The organism is Bacillus sp. FSL R5-0659 (assembly GCF_038008785.1).
GTDB classification, from domain to species: Bacteria; Bacillota; Bacilli; order Bacillales; family Bacillaceae; genus Bacillus; species Bacillus safensis.
Genome location: NZ_JBBOZU010000001.1, coordinates 1,887,903 through 1,901,449, shown reverse-complemented (window position 1 = coordinate 1,901,449; position 13,547 = coordinate 1,887,903). Strand labels below are relative to the sequence as shown.

Below are 13,547 nucleotides of genomic sequence, written 5' to 3'. Positions count from 1 at the left end.
AGACTTTGTCTACAAGATGAAAGCAGTCCTCTCAGGGGACTGCTTTTTCTTATCTTGTGATCGCTTCTGTTTTTTCATCATCCTTTTCAAATAGTTCATTCATGACAGAATTGGATGTGACCTTCTTTTGGAAGAATGGATTTAAAATCAAGATGACTACGACGTTTGCTAGTAAACCAAGAAAACCTTCATAAAGACCAAACGTGACTTGTGAGATATTCGCTGTAAAAGTGACGATAATTCCAATGACTAACCCAGCAATCGTTGCTTCTCTCGATTGTTTTTTCCAGAATAAGCTGATGGCAATAGCAGGGAAGATTTGGACCATTCCTGAAACACCAATGAGCTGAAGTGTGACAAGTGCAGTTGGGAACAGCATTCCGAATAAAAGAGCGAGCCCGATGACGATAAACACCATCGAACGTGTAATGATGGTCAATCTTTTAGGTGACACATTCGGATGAATTAAGTCACGGTATAAATTATTGGCAAATAAATTCGATGCACCAATAGCCATGATGGAGCATGGAATGAGGGACGCCAGTGCAATCGTTGAATAAGCGAGCCCCTGCATCACGCCGCCATATGATGTTTGAATTAAATGAAGAAGAGCAAATCTTGGATTTGTATCTTCTGGTAAGACTAAAAAGGCAATAAATCCAAGGAAGATGACCAAAATCAATACAATATTATAAAGAGGCAAAAACATACTGTTTTTACGGATGGCATCTGCGCTTTTGGCTGTAAAAACCCCAGTTGCCGCGTGTGCCCACATAAACAAAGCAAGGGCAGAAACGCCTGAAGCAGTAATGAACCATAAAATGCCCTTAGGACCGCCTTCAGGGATTGTGAGAAGCTGAGGCGCTTCTTTGGCTAACGTGTTCATCATCGGTGTCCAGCCGTTAAAATGAATAATTGGAAGTGAAACCACCATAAACAGCATGATCACCCAAACGAGAATATCCTTAATAATGGCTGTATATGTAGGACCTTTAATACCACTGAAAAATGTATATAGTGCGACTAAAATAAATGAAATGATAACAACTGCATTGACATTAATATAATTCGTTCCAGCGACAGTTAACGTATCTTGAATCCCGCTCAGCTGAAGACAAATATAAGGAATCAGCATAAGTACCCCAACAATCGCAATCAAACTAGATAACAGCTTGCTGTCAAACCGCTCACGTGCATAATCGGCAAGTGTTGTAAGGTTGTGACTTTTCGCTACCGTCCATAGTTTCGGTAAAAAGAAATAAGCAATAAAATAAGCTAGGACTGAATACGGAATAGCGAAAAAAGCGACGCTTCCAGCTGTATAAGCTGTACTTGTAAGCCCTAAAAAGGTATAAGCTGTATATAAGTCTGCGCCAACGAGGAACCAGACAAGCAGTCCGCCAAATTTTCTCCCGCCGACAGACCATTCTTCTACTGACTGTCTTGATGATTTGTCACGACCAGCGGCAAAACCGATGACCACGACGATGAAAATAATACTTGCAGTAATCAATAAAGCTGTTAAATTTCCTTGCATTAGTCAGTTCCTCCATTTGAATGCTGCATTTTATAAATGATAAATGTGCAAATTGGTGTGAGTACAATCCATAGTAAGAGCCAGAAGTGGAAAAAGGGCAGGCCGATGACAAATGGATGAATGCGATTCGCAAATGGCAGTAATGCGAGCTGTCCAATGAATGGAATCGCGATAAGTAGTGCCAGCATCAATTTTTTGTTCATGATTTCCTCCTGAATATTTTGTAATTTCATAATAATAGCAGTTGTCAGATTAGATCACAAGACCATTTTCAGAAAAAACAATCATTTTGGTGAATATCATACTAATATAACGCTTTCATTCTTAAAAAGGAGAAAGAGTGAAGATGTAAAGAGGGAGAAGGTGAAAGAAAGTATGTAGAAATAATATTTAAAACAAATAAAAAAGCCCCAGCATAAAAGCTGAGACCTTGCCAATTTTTAAAGGAAATCAGATACTTCTTCGATGTCGAAACGATTGCTTTTATGAGCTTCTTTTGCTGCTTTACCAACAGAAATCAGCATCACTGGGTCGTAGCGGCCGCTGACATTGAATTCCTTGATGTATGCTTCTTTACTGAAGCCACCCATTGCACACGTATCATAGCCCATTGCTTTTGCCGCAATCATTAATTGCATAGCAGCTAATGAAGCATTTGAATACGCTGCTTCTCGTGCATATTGCTCACTTTGATATGCGCCATTGATTTGAGTCATCAATGTTTCTTTAATGTCTTCAGTAATAAAGCCTTGTTCAGCCAGCTCACTGTAGATTTTTTCGCCATTTTGGTTAGCTTCAAGGTCACCTAGAACTGCAATAACAGCTGATGCTTGTGATACTTGCTTTTGGTTGTACGCGATTGGAAGTAACTTCGCTTTTGCTTCAGCACTATGGAAAACAGTGAAGTGCCAATGTTGAAGGTTCCAAGCAGAAGGTGCTTTTGTTGTGATTTCAAGAAGCTCTGTTAACTCTTCTTTTGTCATTTCATGAGTAGTATCATACTCTTTTACTGAAGCTCTTTGTTTTAAGATGTCAATCGTTTTTTGATCGGTCGCCATATGGATATTTCCTCCCGTTTTTGCAAATAGTATGGTACAATAACTAAAAAGTGAGAAACTTACTTATTGTAACTAGAGATATTTTAAATTGTACACCGTTAGTTTGTCAAACAATCATGAAAAGAAAGGCTGAAATTTATGGAATTCCAATTATGTCCACACATTCAGCAAGCTTTTTTACTCCTAGGCAAAAGGTGGAATGGGCTTATTATACATGTATTGCTTGATGGTCCAAAGCGTTTTAAAGACCTCACAGACACGATTCCATCTATCAGTCAAAAAATGCTTGCAGAGCGTTTAAAAGAGCTCGAGCAAGAAGGAATTATAGAGCGGACTGTCCTGCCCGAGACGCCTGTCAAAGTCATTTACAGCTTAACTGAAAAAGGGAATGCGTTACATGATGTGTTTCATGAGGTATCTCGGTGGGCAGGGGAGTATACAGACTCTCACGGCAAAAAGGAGCAAGCCTAGTTTCAGGTTTGCCCAAACATTTTGACTCTTGATGAATATGCTGATGTTAGGCACATGACAAAGGAGGAGAAATGCATGTACCCTCATACTCCGTATTTTCGAGGCGGCGCCCCTGGCATTCCGCCATATGAATCCAGAGTCCCTTTGTTTTTTGGTTTTGGCGCTCCTTTGGTCGGCGGACTGCTTGGCGGATTTCTAGGAAGTGCGATTTTTAATTATCCCCGTCCATATTACCCCCCGCCACCACCGCCTGCTCCACCACCTTATGGCGGCGGATATCCACCATATTATTAAGAAAAAAGAGTAAGCCTGCTTCCATTCCAAAGCAGGCTTTTTATAATGGAATATCAATTTCAGAAATTCCTGGATCATCATGCTTTAAAAACATAATTTCCAATATACCGTCTTGATACGACGCCTTCGTTCCTTTTCGCTTCACAGCAGCAGGGAGGACGACTTTTTTCTGCGCCCCTTCTTCAGGAAAATGATCAATAAACAGCAGATTGGCTGTATGTTTGATTTTGACTTTTTCTGTGTTTGGACGAGCAAGTTCAATTTTGACAAACACATGATCAGTCGTCTCGAACACTTCGACTTCTGGCTCTTTTTCTTTTTGAACGTCAGTTTCTCTCGTTTTTTGATTTTGAGATAGGGGGTCCTGAAATGGGAACTGAGCAGGATAATTGGAGCCGAATACACTTTCCATGACTTGATTGACATACTGCTCAACGTCTTTAGGATCTGAATTCTTTAAGGCTTCTTTTGAGAACTGCTTTTGAAAAGGGAATAATCGGTTCCAGTCGAACATGCGAATCATCCTTTCTAAATGCCCTGAATTAGTATATGCCCATTCGCCAGCGTGCGTGCTATAATATACGTTAGATTTAGAAAGGGATGGTTACATTGAACGAACAGCATTCAAAAGGTGTTCTCTACACGGCAGCATCTTTTACACTCTGGGGTTTATTCCCGTTATATTGGAAGCTGATGGAGCATATTTCGTCAGGCGAAATTTTAGCGCACAGAATTGTATGGTCATTTGTGTTTATGTGCGGTATTCTTTTGTATTTAAAACAAGTCCGCCCAGCGATGCAGACAGTAAAGGGTCTCATACTGGATGGTAAAGCATTTTTTTCATTACTTTTATCTGCTATTTTAATTTCGGTCAACTGGTATGTATATATTTGGGCAGTCAATCATGGTCTTATGCTAGAAGCAAGTTTAGGGTACTATATTAATCCGCTTGTATCCGTTCTATTAGGGATTATTTTCTTAAAAGAACGACTTAATAAATTACAAACCATTGCCATCCTCATTGCCGCATTTGGGGTGATCCTTTCAACAGTTCAATACGGGTCATTTCCTGTCGTTGCTTTCTTATTAGCCTTTAGCTTCGGTTTTTATGGTCTGATTAAAAAAAGGATGAGCTTCACGAGCGCGATTGGTTTGACGATTGAAACGCTGCTTCTCGCACCGGCTGCACTAGTGTACTTATTATTTTTCTTAAAAGAACCTGTTGTGACTATGAATCCTAACAGCTTCGGGTCCCTCGGTCTCTTATTTTTTGCAGGTGTTTTTACAGCCGTGCCGCTTCTTTTATTTTCAGAAGGCGCAAAAAGAATTCCTCTTTATCAAGTGGGCATTTTGCAATACATTGCACCGACAATTACGCTGTTTTTAGGGCTGTTTGTCTATCACGAACACTTATCCGCAGCTAAAATTGTGACGTTTCTTTGTATTTGGGTGGCGATTTTACTGTTTACCACCTCTCAATTACGCATGAAGAAAACAGCGAATTCTCATTAAGCCAAACGAGCAGTTTGCTTTTTTTTGCAGGCGGATCATGTCATAATAAGTTGTTACCAAAACTGTAGAGGTGATCATATGTCGTCAGCTCATGAGCTTGCAGCCGCCTATCAATCTTTATGGAAAAATCGTCAGCTTGATGTTGATGATATGTCTTCTTTACACGAGGCCATATGTGATGATTTACTTGATGCACGAACTCATCCGAGGGCGAGGAAATCATTACACCAAAAGTATGTGCTTGCTGTGGAGAGAATTTTAGAAAGTGAGCTTAAGCATGATCATCAGCTGCAGCTGATCAGCTTACATACAAAAAAGCTGCGAGAATTAATTCAAAATGAAGGAAGGAACCACTCATGAAACCAATTCAAACGGAAGATGTCACAGCACATCTTGAATCGTTTTTAAATCGTCCAGTCTTCGTTCATCTTGAAACGACAACTGGTTCTTATTCAGCTCATGTAAACGAACAAAATATGACGGTTGTGGCGTATATCCGCAACGCGAAAGTCGTCTATTCACAGGCGAAAATAAAAGGACAAGGTCCATACCGTGTTGGAATGAAAACAGAAGACGGCTGGATTTACGCAGAAGGATTAACCGATTATGTGTTTGATGACCAAGGCCGCCTGCTTTTAGCTGGGCACTTGCCTGACGGGAAACTAGCGATCTCATTACAAATTAGTGAAACACCATTTCAGGTGTAGAAGAAAGGGTGACGAGTCATGAACGAACATGTACTAGTGATGCTGCCTCACCCCGATGATGAATCCTTTGGGGTTGCAGGTCTCATTGCACAAAGCAGAAAACGCGGAATTCCCGTCACATATGCATGCGGGACACTTGGGGAAATGGGCAGAAATATGGGAAGCCCAACATATGCTAACCGTGAAACACTTCCGGAATTAAGAAAACAGGAATTAATCAATGCCTGCAAAGAAATGGATATCACAGACTTACGTATGCTTGGCTTGCGTGATAAAACATTGGAATTTGAAGACGACGAGTATTTGGCAGATGTGATGGAATCCATCATTGATGAAGTCAAACCGACGCTCATTGTGACGTTTTATCCAGGACACGGTGTACACCCTGATCATGATGCCACAGGCGAAGCTGTCATTCGTGCTCTATACCGCAAGAAAAAAGAAGACCGGCCTGTCACATACTGCATGGCCATTACGAAAAATAGAGAAGAAGTGCTTGGAAATGCGGATATTGTCATTGATATTACAGATGTTGCAGATATCAAATTAAATGCACTGAGAGCGCATAGAACGCAAACAGAAGGCATGCTGAGAGAACTGGAACAAAAACTGAAAAACAAAGAACCAGTCGTCCAAAAATGGTTTGATGAAGAAATTTTCTGGACGTACCAATGGAATGATTAAATAAGAAAGAGGCTGTCGATATGTTTTGACAGCCTCTTTCTCTTTTTTGATCTAAACAGCTATCATTGAAACAAATTCTTTATTAGAAATATATTTCTCATCCATTTTATGTATTGACTGAAGATATTCGATATGGTAAATTTCACCTATTGAAAAGCGAATTTTGTTATAAAATTTGCTATTATTTCTATCTATACACCTAATTGTCTGAATATTAATCATTTAAAGTGCAGGATGTAATAAAAAATCTTTATAAAATGTCGCTAATCGTTTAGTCTGCATTTTTCGTGGAATGACAATCCTGAGATTCAGTAGAAGGAACATTTTATTCAAAAAGGGAGTGATTAAAATGGGCAAGCTAAGATTGTTATTAGCGGCAAACCTTATTTCTACTGTGGGTACTGGAGTTACTTCTTATTTAATTATTTGGTTGTTAGTAGACCAATTAAATCAGTCAGTATTATATGGTATTTTAACTATGGTTACGATGGCTTTTGTGTTCTTTTCCTCGCCCTTTTTAGGCAGCTTGGTTGATAGACACTCTCGAAAAAGCATATTTCTTAAATTAGAGATCATTGGTGCAGTCACGCTGTTTATTTTTCTCATTCTCTTTGATATTTCAAATCTTCTCAATATGATACTTGTTGTTTTATTGACCTTGTATAATACGACATATGACTCAATAAAATATCCAACTTTATCAGCTCTAACTCAGGAAATGTTTAATCAAAGTGAATATAGCAAAGTGAATAGCAGTTTAGAAGTTCAAGGTCAAGCAGCATTAATGATTAGCTCTGGATTAGCTGCTTGTTTGATCGGACAAATATCGATGACCCTTATATTGATTATGAATGTGATCACATACGTTATCGCATCAATCCTCATTTATAAATTGCCTTATCAATCTAGCAGTTCAATTAAGGAACAATCCCATTCTACAAAAAGTGTATCATATTGGGCGAATTTCACATCATCACTTCAATATCTTTTTCATCGTAAAGTTATGTTTGTTCTTTTATTAACAACTTTTGTCCCCAGCATTGTCATTATTGTGGCAAATTATTTGGATCCGATTTTTGTTTATCATTTCTTGAATGAGGGGCCTTCAGTGATTGGTATCGCAAATATTTTTTACGCAATTGGAGCAATTAGCGCTGGCTTCATCACGTATCAAATGTCGAAGAAAGTCGGGGATATTCCGGGAATTATCTTGTTTATGATTCTTTTTGCCACCTCAATAGTGGCCATTTTCATAATTCCACATTCATTCACATTTATTGCAGCAAGCCTTCTTTTGGGGAACGCAAATGCATCAATTAGAATTTTTAGAAAAAGCTATCTGTTTCATTATGTTGATAATGCGTTTATGGGACGTGTCAACTCTTTAATCAATGCGTTTAAGTTATTAGGTCAGATTTCGCTTATTGGTATTTTAACGATCACAGTGGTACCAGCAGGAAATTCAAATGTCGGCTATGTTATTTTATTTCTGATCGTCATTGTCTCTCTTTTCATCACATTCTATTTATATGTGAAAAAAGTCCGTAAATTAAAATAACAATGACCTTTTCACGCCTCCTGCTTCCGAGCAGTAAAAAGATAAGATCGAATCAATTAAGTTATCTACTGATGAGTAGTGAATCAAATAAAAAATCAACCGAGAAGGATTCGGTTGATTATGTATTAGAGAGTGTATATCGTCTTTCAATCAATTTAAGACGGATAAAGAGGACGATGGCACCTGCAGCAAGCCCAGCAATCAGCCCAATCCAATAACCAAACGCACCAAATGAGGTATATGTGCCAATGAGATAACCGGCAGGAAGACCGATGACCCAGTAAGAGACAAAAGCAGCAATCAGCGTATAATTCACATCTTTATAGCCCCGCAGAGCCCCTTGAATGGGTGCAGCAATCGCATCTGACAGTTGGAAAAAGATCGCGTAAATTAAAAAGTGCTGTGTCATTTGTAAAACAGCTGATTCAGCTGTGTATAAACCAGCGATCTCTGGTCTGAATAACAAAATGAGTGCGGCTGTACATAATGAGAATAATACCGCCGTTCCAATGCCGATATAGCTGTAGCTTTGCGCGTCTTTATACCTCTTAGCCCCCGCTTCAAACCCAACAACGATCGTTAACGCCATTGAGATACTAAGCGGTAAAATATATAGGATAGAAGCAAAGTTCATCGCTGCTTGGTGACTGGCGATTGTAATGGTATCAAAGTGACCCATTAACAGCGTCACTGCTGCAAAGATACTCGTTTCAAAAAAGATCGCAAACCCGATAGGAAGGCCAATTTTCAGTATTTGCCCTACACGGGAGATATTCATTCGAGGCAGTTTTTGAAACAAACGAAATGAGGCGAATGGCTCTGCTTTAATGACAATACAAATACTCATGATGAAAATCGCCCAATACGTCATTGCAGATGCAAGGCCGGCACCCGCACCGCCAAGCTTTGGAAAGCCAAAATTCCCAAAAATCAATACGTAATTTAAAACAAAGTTAATAGGAAGTGCTGTGAGCGTGATGAACATCGTCACGCGTGTTTTCCCTAATGCATCAATAAATGACCTTAGCACCGAATAACCAAACAGCGGGATGATGCCAAACGCAAGAAAGCTGAGAAAATGCCGGGCAATATCCTCTACAGATTGCTCGAGTCCAAGTCCTCCGAGTATGTAAGGAACGCTGATCGTACCAATGACAATCACAGCGATACTTAAAAGAAAGGACAAATAGATCGCCTGAAAGACAGCCCGGGGAACATCTTCTTTATGCCCAGCCCCCATCAGCTGAGCCACAATCGGAGTAACGGCCATTAAAATACCGGCAAGTCCTGTATAAACAGGTGTCCAAATACTAGAACCGATCGCAACACCCGCAAGGTCTTCTGCACTTACTTTTCCAGACATCACCGTATCTAAAAATGTAATAAGTGAAAGACCTGCTTGGGTGATTAAAATCGGAATCAAAATGGTTAAAAATAGTGTCAGCTTTGCTCGAATGCTATTCGTTTCTCTCATCATAAGTTCCTCTCTGAACAGAAATAACGAGAGGAATTATATCATGCTATGTAAAAAAATCAATTCTCCGTCGGATTATTTTTCTTAGATGGCTTCGTTTTTTTAAACATTTGGGCATAAATAAAAGAAAGACTGACAACACCTAAAATGCTGCAAGCATATTGGATGATTTTCTGAATGGTCATATTAAGCTCACCTCCATACAAATAGAATGTGCACAATTTGCTATTTTATAACAACAAGCGAAAGAAGGAGGGAAAAGGTCAGATGATCCACCGGACGAACGAAGAAGTCATATTTAAAGCAGGAATGAGAACACACTTGATGAACATTATGAAGGATGCAAGTGACATCATTGATTCTCTTGATGAAACAGAGCAGTGCTTACTTTGTGATCTCGAATCATTGCATGATCAGTTTAATGAAATGCATGCAGAGGCTTCGTCGTTTTATTTACAAGCGTATATGGAAGAATTCACACCAGGATTTGCTCAATTTTCTTTAGCCATTGAGCATTTATCAAAACAAAAGCATGGCGCACTCATTGTGATCCAAAGAAGGGATGAGGTTGAGGATTTTATTCAAAAAGGGACAAATCTTCATGCGAAAATTAGTGCTTCCTTAATAGAAAGCATTTTTTACCCGGGAAATCCACTTCATGATGGGGCTCTTTTAGTCAAAGAAAATACACTTGTTTCTGCTGCAAACGTGCTGCCGCTTACATCAAAAAAAGTGAGCCCGTCGCTCGGCACAAGGCACAGGGCAGCGATCGGACTCTCTGGTATGACCGATGCACTTGTTCTTGTCGTATCAGAAGAAACGGGGAAAATGTCGTTTGCGAAAGAAGGCGTGCTTTATCCGCTTACCGTAAAAGATCCGGAAATAAGAAAATAAAAACGAACGCTGCATTCTTCATTCGGAAGGATGCTTTTTTATTTGTGGAGAAAAAATAGCCAATTAAGCAAAAAGTCATTTGATACAGAAAAATTTGTCATGTAGAATAGAACTATGAAACTAGCAGCGTGCTTGTTTTGACAAATTTCTAAACGTCAACTTAAAAATTCCTTAAAAAATGTTTATAAATAAAACAAACAGCCGATAGAAACGATATGGCTTTGTTTTTTAGCATTTTGAGTTGGCTGCTTTAGCCTATTTGTTATTGCCCAACGTCTTCATGTCGAGTAATATAATAGAAATAAAGATAAAATAGTGCAAGAGAAGCAGAACCATTAAATGCTAAACTCGAAACTAGTACATAAGTCTTAATGAACCAAATTACGAAAGGCGGAGATTTCTTTATGAAGAAAAAAGTAGTAACCGGCCTCACAGTTTCAGCGATCGCTGGCTCAGCTGTGTTTGCTGCACCGGCAGAAGCACAGACGATCAAGGTGAAAAGCGGTGACTCACTTTGGAAGATTGCCGAACAGTACAATACAAGTATTTCGGAGCTTCAATCTCTTAATCAATTAAAAACGACAATGATTTTCGTAGGACAAAGCTTGAAAATTCCTGGCGAAAAAAGCAAGAAATCCAGTTCATCAACAGGATCAAAAGCAACGAAGAAATCAAGTGCTTCAACGACTTCCAGCTACACTGTAAAGCTTGGAGATTCTTTATGGCTGATTGCAAAAAATCATAAAATGTCAGTTGCGAGCTTAAAAAGCCTAAACAGCTTAAACAGCGACTTGATTCGTCCTGGTCAAAAGCTAAAGGTATCTGGCAGCACGAAGACGAGCGGAAGCCAGTCATCAAATTCAAACTCATCTTCAAACTCCAGCTCAAGCAATAAGACAACGAACTCAAATAGTTCATCGTCTTCAAGTACATACAAGGTTAAATTAGGGGATTCTCTTTGGAAAATTGCGAATTCGCTAAATATGTCGATTGGTGAAATCAAAACATTGAACGGATTAAAATCTGATATGATTTATCCGAATCAAGTGTTAAAAGTAAAAGGGACGGCTGCATCTAAACCAAGTCAGTCAAAACCTACTAAACCAAGCAATTCAAACAGTAACCAGTCTTCTAGCGGGAAAACAACATCTTATACTGTAAAATCAGGCGATTCGTTATGGAAAATTGCGAATCAATTCAAAGTACAGGTTCAATCCATCCGCACAGCCAACAGCTTGAAAAGTGATGTGCTTAGAATTGGACAAGTATTAAAAATTAATGGTGCAGCTTCCGGCTCAACTGGATCGAACGGTTCTACGTCTAACGGTTCAACAACTCCGGTCAACAATAACAAAAACGATGTACCAATGAACGCAAAGATCACGACAATGATCCAAGAGGGGAAAAAGCTGACAGGCGTTCCTTACAGATGGGGTGGTAATACTCCAGCAGGATTTGACTGCAGCGGCTTTGTTTACTATCTCATTAACAAAGTTTCATCTGTATCCAGACTAAGCACAGCAGGCTACTGGAATATGATGACTTCTGTTAGCACACCACAAGTTGGAGATTTTGTTTATTTTACAACGTATAAAGCGGGCCCTTCTCATATGGGACTATACCTTGGCGGGGGAGATTTCCTTCATGCAAGTGACAATGGAGTAGGGATCTCGAACCTAAGCAACCCATATTGGAAAAAAGCCTACTTAGGTGCAAAACGTTTCTTCTAAAAAAAGCCGATTTTCGGCTTTTTTTGTTTGCCCGCTGCTGTGATTGTCCATACTGATAACAAAAGGGGGCAGTCATAAATGAAAAAGTCAGTGTGGATGATCATGATATGTTTGGTCTTTACTGCGTCAGCATGTCATGCACCGCCGAAAAAAGAAATGACAGAAGAAACAAGCGAAGTTGCCGCACCTAAACAATCACCAGTCACGACGTCACTCATAAACGAAAGCGGGCAAAAAATAGGAAGCATTGAAATCAGAGAATCCTCAGAAAATGGGCTGGATTTGCATGTGAAGGCGAAAGGGCTGCCGCCAGGTCCTCACGGTTTTCATATTCATGAAACAGGAATATGTGAAACGCCAGATTTTGAAACGGCAGGAGCTCACTTTAATCCAACCCATAGAGAACATGGTTTTGACAATCCAAAAGGGCACCATGCTGGAGATATGCCTAATTTAGAGGTAGGGGCAGATGGACAAATCGATGTTGTCGTGAACGTACCAGATGTGACGTTAAAGGGAGGCCCAAATCAATTAATCGATCAAAATGGGCGAAGCTTTATCATTCATGCAGAAGCAGATGATTACTTAAGTAACCCTTCTGGAAACTCAGGGAAACGCATCGCTTGCGGTTCAATGACAAAAGAAATGGTAAAATAACAGAAGTCTAACCTTTATGTATTGAGTGCATAAAGGTTTTTTTAGTATACTTGGTGAGGAAAATGATCGAAGAGAGGAATTAATCATACATGTTTAACGAACAATCACTCCCAGAAGAAATTCAAGCAATGATTGAAGCAAAAGCAAAAGGGCTGGAAGAAGAATTTCGTCCACTTATTGGAACAGGCGGCTATGAATCACAGGATACTTCTATCATTCAAGATGCCATGATTGCATTAGCACTAGGAAAAAACGTTCTTTTAAAGGGGCCGACCGGCTCAGGTAAAACAAAACTAGCAGAAACATTATCCGCTTTCTTTCAGCAGCCGATGCACAGTGTGAACTGCTCGGTTGATCTTGATGCAGAAAGCTTGATTGGCTATAAAACCATTCATAATGATGGTCAGGTGGCTTCGATTGAATTCATCGAAGGACCTGTGACAAAAGCAATGAAAAAAGGCCATCTTTTATATATTGATGAAATTAACATGGCGAAGCCAGAAACACTTCCTATTTTAAATGGTGTACTCGACTACAGAAAAATGATGACAAACCCATTTACAGGTGAGGTTGTTCGAGCAGAGGAAGGCTTTGGCGTCATTGCGGCAATCAATGAAGGGTATGTCGGCACAGTGCCTCTAAATGAAGCGTTAAAAAACCGATTTGTTGTCATTGACGTTCCATATATCGGCGGCGATATCCTGAAAGATGTGCTGCAATCTCAATCTGTTTTAAAGGATGAGCGGTTAATTGATCAATTCGTTCAGCTCTCATCAGACCTTATTACACAAGCTCATAACGGACAGGTGAGTGAAGAAGCAGCATCCATCCGCGCGCTCCTAGATACTTGTGATCTTGCGCAATACATCCCGCCGCTTCGTGCCGTTGAACGAGGGATTGTTGAAAAACTGGAAGATGACCGGGAAAAAGCAGCGGTAAGAAATATCGCCCAAACATTATTCGAGTGAGGT

The 13,547-nt window shown here is 39.7% G+C and carries 17 protein-coding genes; 11 read left to right on the top strand and 6 right to left on the bottom strand.

Translation table 11 applies throughout. From position 1 onward, the window contains the following. Positions 1-49: 49 nt before the first annotated feature. The 3 genes from NSQ72_RS09500 to NSQ72_RS09490 form a co-directional block, all read right to left on the bottom strand. The gene (locus tag NSQ72_RS09500; protein WP_039179321.1) at positions 50-1,537 is read right to left on the bottom strand and encodes a sodium:solute symporter family protein; all 1,488 of its coding nucleotides are present in this window, start codon (positions 1,535-1,537) and stop codon (positions 50-52) included. Continuing rightward, a complete protein-coding gene (locus tag NSQ72_RS09495; protein ID WP_024422700.1) occupies positions 1,537-1,740 on the bottom strand; it encodes a DUF3311 domain-containing protein in 204 nt (67 codons plus the stop codon). The genes NSQ72_RS09500 and NSQ72_RS09495 overlap by 1 nt, the downstream gene beginning before the upstream one ends. A 237-nt stretch (positions 1,741-1,977) precedes the next feature. Next, complete coding sequence (locus tag NSQ72_RS09490) at positions 1,978-2,595, bottom strand: nitroreductase family protein (protein ID WP_041085726.1); 618 nt, start codon at positions 2,593-2,595, stop codon at positions 1,978-1,980. Positions 2,596-2,733: 138 nt separating this feature from the next. Here NSQ72_RS09490 and NSQ72_RS09485 point away from each other — a divergent pair, with 138 nt between their 5' ends. Next, positions 2,734-3,066, top strand: coding sequence for a winged helix-turn-helix transcriptional regulator (locus tag NSQ72_RS09485; RefSeq protein ID WP_024428324.1), 333 nt, complete (start codon positions 2,734-2,736; stop codon positions 3,064-3,066). A gap of 75 nt (positions 3,067-3,141) precedes the next feature. Then, on the top strand, positions 3,142-3,360 hold the full coding sequence (locus NSQ72_RS09480; RefSeq protein ID WP_024422697.1) for a hypothetical protein: 219 nt from the start codon (positions 3,142-3,144) through the stop codon (positions 3,358-3,360). A 40-nt stretch (positions 3,361-3,400) separates the two neighbouring features. On the opposite strand, the gene NSQ72_RS09475 is transcribed toward NSQ72_RS09480, so the two are convergent. Beyond that, on the bottom strand, positions 3,401-3,874 hold the full coding sequence (locus tag NSQ72_RS09475) for a spore gernimation protein GerT (RefSeq protein ID WP_039179316.1): 474 nt from the start codon (positions 3,872-3,874) through the stop codon (positions 3,401-3,403). 86 nt (positions 3,875-3,960) lie between these two features. Here NSQ72_RS09475 and rarD point away from each other — a divergent pair, with 86 nt between their 5' ends. The 5 genes from rarD to NSQ72_RS09450 all read left to right on the top strand — a co-directional run bounded on the left by rarD (position 3,961) and on the right by NSQ72_RS09450 (position 7,821). Then, positions 3,961-4,872, top strand: coding sequence for an EamA family transporter RarD (gene rarD, locus NSQ72_RS09470; RefSeq protein ID WP_039179314.1), 912 nt, complete (start codon positions 3,961-3,963; stop codon positions 4,870-4,872). Between the two features lie 78 nt (positions 4,873-4,950). Beyond that, positions 4,951-5,232, top strand: coding sequence for a hypothetical protein (locus NSQ72_RS09465; protein WP_024428326.1), 282 nt, complete (start codon positions 4,951-4,953; stop codon positions 5,230-5,232). Beyond that, the gene (locus NSQ72_RS09460; RefSeq protein ID WP_008359999.1) at positions 5,229-5,579 is read left to right on the top strand and encodes a YojF family protein; all 351 of its coding nucleotides are present in this window, start codon (positions 5,229-5,231) and stop codon (positions 5,577-5,579) included. The genes NSQ72_RS09465 and NSQ72_RS09460 overlap by 4 nt, the downstream gene beginning before the upstream one ends. A gap of 18 nt (positions 5,580-5,597) precedes the next feature. Continuing rightward, on the top strand, positions 5,598-6,263 hold the full coding sequence (gene bshB2 / locus NSQ72_RS09455; RefSeq protein ID WP_039179311.1) for a bacillithiol biosynthesis deacetylase BshB2: 666 nt from the start codon (positions 5,598-5,600) through the stop codon (positions 6,261-6,263). 349 nt (positions 6,264-6,612) lie between these two features. Further along, positions 6,613-7,821: an MFS transporter gene (locus NSQ72_RS09450; protein WP_341083920.1), complete on the top strand. Its 1,209-nt coding sequence runs from the start codon at positions 6,613-6,615 to the stop codon at positions 7,819-7,821. Positions 7,822-7,939: 118 nt separating this feature from the next. Here NSQ72_RS09450 and NSQ72_RS09445 read toward each other — a convergent pair whose 3' ends face one another. Both NSQ72_RS09445 and NSQ72_RS09440 read right to left on the bottom strand, forming a co-directional pair. Beyond that, positions 7,940-9,295 (bottom strand): MATE family efflux transporter, encoded by a 1,356-nt coding sequence (locus NSQ72_RS09445; RefSeq protein ID WP_106025058.1) that lies wholly within the window; start codon positions 9,293-9,295, stop codon positions 7,940-7,942. A gap of 59 nt (positions 9,296-9,354) precedes the next feature. Beyond that, positions 9,355-9,480: a hypothetical protein gene (locus NSQ72_RS09440; RefSeq protein ID WP_008359993.1), complete on the bottom strand. Its 126-nt coding sequence runs from the start codon at positions 9,478-9,480 to the stop codon at positions 9,355-9,357. Between the two features lie 82 nt (positions 9,481-9,562). Between NSQ72_RS09440 and cdaS the strand changes: the two genes are divergently transcribed. From cdaS to NSQ72_RS09420, 4 genes are all read left to right on the top strand, one after another. Beyond that, on the top strand, positions 9,563-10,189 hold the full coding sequence (gene cdaS / locus NSQ72_RS09435; RefSeq protein WP_039179307.1) for a sporulation-specific diadenylate cyclase CdaS: 627 nt from the start codon (positions 9,563-9,565) through the stop codon (positions 10,187-10,189). Positions 10,190-10,593: 404 nt separating this feature from the next. Next, complete coding sequence (locus tag NSQ72_RS09430) at positions 10,594-11,919, top strand: C40 family peptidase (protein ID WP_341083916.1); 1,326 nt, start codon at positions 10,594-10,596, stop codon at positions 11,917-11,919. A gap of 78 nt (positions 11,920-11,997) precedes the next feature. Next, positions 11,998-12,576, top strand: a complete 579-nt coding sequence (locus NSQ72_RS09425) for a superoxide dismutase family protein (RefSeq protein WP_039179302.1) — start codon at positions 11,998-12,000, stop codon at positions 12,574-12,576. A gap of 89 nt (positions 12,577-12,665) precedes the next feature. Beyond that, complete coding sequence (locus tag NSQ72_RS09420) at positions 12,666-13,544, top strand: ATP-binding protein (RefSeq protein ID WP_126681684.1); 879 nt, start codon at positions 12,666-12,668, stop codon at positions 13,542-13,544. Positions 13,545-13,547: the final 3 nt, after the last annotated feature.

Bases quoted from the DNA above. Each gene is read 5' to 3' on its own strand.
- NSQ72_RS09425 (WP_039179302.1), top strand. From the start codon at position 11,998: ATGAAAAAGTCAGTGTGGATGATCATGATATGTTTGGTCTTTACTGCG.
- NSQ72_RS09495 (WP_024422700.1), bottom strand. From the start codon at position 1,740: ATGAACAAAAAATTGATGCTGGCACTACTTATCGCGATTCCATTCATT.
- NSQ72_RS09450 (WP_341083920.1), top strand. From the start codon at position 6,613: ATGGGCAAGCTAAGATTGTTATTAGCGGCAAACCTTATTTCTACTGTG.
- NSQ72_RS09500 (WP_039179321.1), bottom strand. From the start codon at position 1,537: ATGCAAGGAAATTTAACAGCTTTATTGATTACTGCAAGTATTATTTTC.
- cdaS (WP_039179307.1), top strand. From the start codon at position 9,563: ATGATCCACCGGACGAACGAAGAAGTCATATTTAAAGCAGGAATGAGA.
- NSQ72_RS09480 (WP_024422697.1), top strand. From the start codon at position 3,142: ATGTACCCTCATACTCCGTATTTTCGAGGCGGCGCCCCTGGCATTCCG.
- NSQ72_RS09485 (WP_024428324.1), top strand. From the start codon at position 2,734: ATGGAATTCCAATTATGTCCACACATTCAGCAAGCTTTTTTACTCCTA.
- NSQ72_RS09430 (WP_341083916.1), top strand. From the start codon at position 10,594: ATGAAGAAAAAAGTAGTAACCGGCCTCACAGTTTCAGCGATCGCTGGC.
- NSQ72_RS09475 (WP_039179316.1), bottom strand. From the start codon at position 3,874: ATGTTCGACTGGAACCGATTATTCCCTTTTCAAAAGCAGTTCTCAAAA.
- NSQ72_RS09490 (WP_041085726.1), bottom strand. From the start codon at position 2,595: ATGGCGACCGATCAAAAAACGATTGACATCTTAAAACAAAGAGCTTCA.
- NSQ72_RS09420 (WP_126681684.1), top strand. From the start codon at position 12,666: ATGTTTAACGAACAATCACTCCCAGAAGAAATTCAAGCAATGATTGAA.
- NSQ72_RS09445 (WP_106025058.1), bottom strand. From the start codon at position 9,295: ATGAGAGAAACGAATAGCATTCGAGCAAAGCTGACACTATTTTTAACC.
- NSQ72_RS09440 (WP_008359993.1), bottom strand. From the start codon at position 9,480: ATGACCATTCAGAAAATCATCCAATATGCTTGCAGCATTTTAGGTGTT.
- rarD (WP_039179314.1), top strand. From the start codon at position 3,961: ATGGTTACATTGAACGAACAGCATTCAAAAGGTGTTCTCTACACGGCA.
- NSQ72_RS09465 (WP_024428326.1), top strand. From the start codon at position 4,951: ATGTCGTCAGCTCATGAGCTTGCAGCCGCCTATCAATCTTTATGGAAA.
- bshB2 (WP_039179311.1), top strand. From the start codon at position 5,598: ATGAACGAACATGTACTAGTGATGCTGCCTCACCCCGATGATGAATCC.
- NSQ72_RS09460 (WP_008359999.1), top strand. From the start codon at position 5,229: ATGAAACCAATTCAAACGGAAGATGTCACAGCACATCTTGAATCGTTT.